This window comes from Paenarthrobacter sp. CM16 (assembly GCF_013179505.1).
Lineage (GTDB): Bacteria > Actinomycetota > Actinomycetes > Actinomycetales > Micrococcaceae > Arthrobacter.
The window spans coordinates 1-881 of the sequence record NZ_JABMCX010000577.1; the positions used below are offsets into that span (position 1 = coordinate 1).

An 881-nucleotide genomic window follows, 5' to 3' on the forward strand; every position below is an offset into this window, starting at 1 on the left:
GCCTATGCGGGCACCCTGCTCCTCGGGTGGCACGCCGGAATCTCTATGGACCTTCTCCGCATCGGCAGTTTGCGCGGCGGCGAAGGAATCCTGTGGAACGCGCTGCTGATGGGCGGTGGCGGCGTGGTGATGGTGGTGGTAGGGCTCGTGGTGGAGCGTTTCTGCCGCATCCCGCCCGAGGATCTTGAAGGTGGCACTGCCGGACCGGGGACCCGTCGCGGCGAAACCAAGGGTGAAGGCGAGTATGCATACCGAGGCGATTGATCCTCCCGGCATCCAGTGGCTGCGGGTTTCCCCCAAGTACGTCACGGTGCGTTTGGTGGAATGGGCCATCGGCAACGTGCTGTTGCTGGCCGTACTGAGTCTGCCGCTTGTTTTTGTGCTGCTCGGTTGGTGGCGCTGGCCTCCATTGTGGCTCGCCATTGCTGTTCCGTCGGTGATGCTTGTCCTGGCGCTGTGGCGGCTGGTGTTGATTCCCCGCCAAGTGCGTGCCATCGGCTACGCAGAACGCGACGACGACCTCCTCATCCGCCGCGGCATCTTCTTCCAGCGCACCATGGTGGTGCCTTACGGCCGCATGCAGTATGTGGACGTCGCGGTTGGTCCGGTTGAACGCAGCCTGGGTCTTTGCACGCTCAAACTCCACACGGCATCAACCAGCACCAACGCGCACCTGCCAGGACTTCCCGCAGAGGAAGGCGCACGGTTGCGCGAACAACTTTCGGCCCGTGGAGAAGCCAGGCTGGCCGGGCTGTGAGCCCGGCAGACAGCACGGCCGTGGGCCTGCCGGATCAGCCGGAAGCAAAGGTCGACGGCGACTGGAACCGCGTCCACCCTGCGTCACCTTTTGTTCGCGGCTGGGTGGCGCTTGCCGCCGTCGG

Annotated in this window: 2 protein-coding genes; both read left to right on the top strand. The window is 64.9% G+C overall.

Going from position 1 to position 881, the window contains the following annotated elements:
• On the top strand, positions 1 to 264 hold a 264-nt coding region (locus tag HP499_RS24610; RefSeq protein ID WP_172326623.1), incomplete at its 5' end, for a DUF3180 family protein.
• Entirely contained in the window at positions 245 to 757 is a 513-nt protein-coding gene (locus HP499_RS24615) for a PH domain-containing protein (RefSeq protein WP_172326624.1), read from the top strand. The genes HP499_RS24610 and HP499_RS24615, both read left to right, overlap by 20 nt.
• Positions 758 to 881 lie beyond the last annotated feature (124 nt).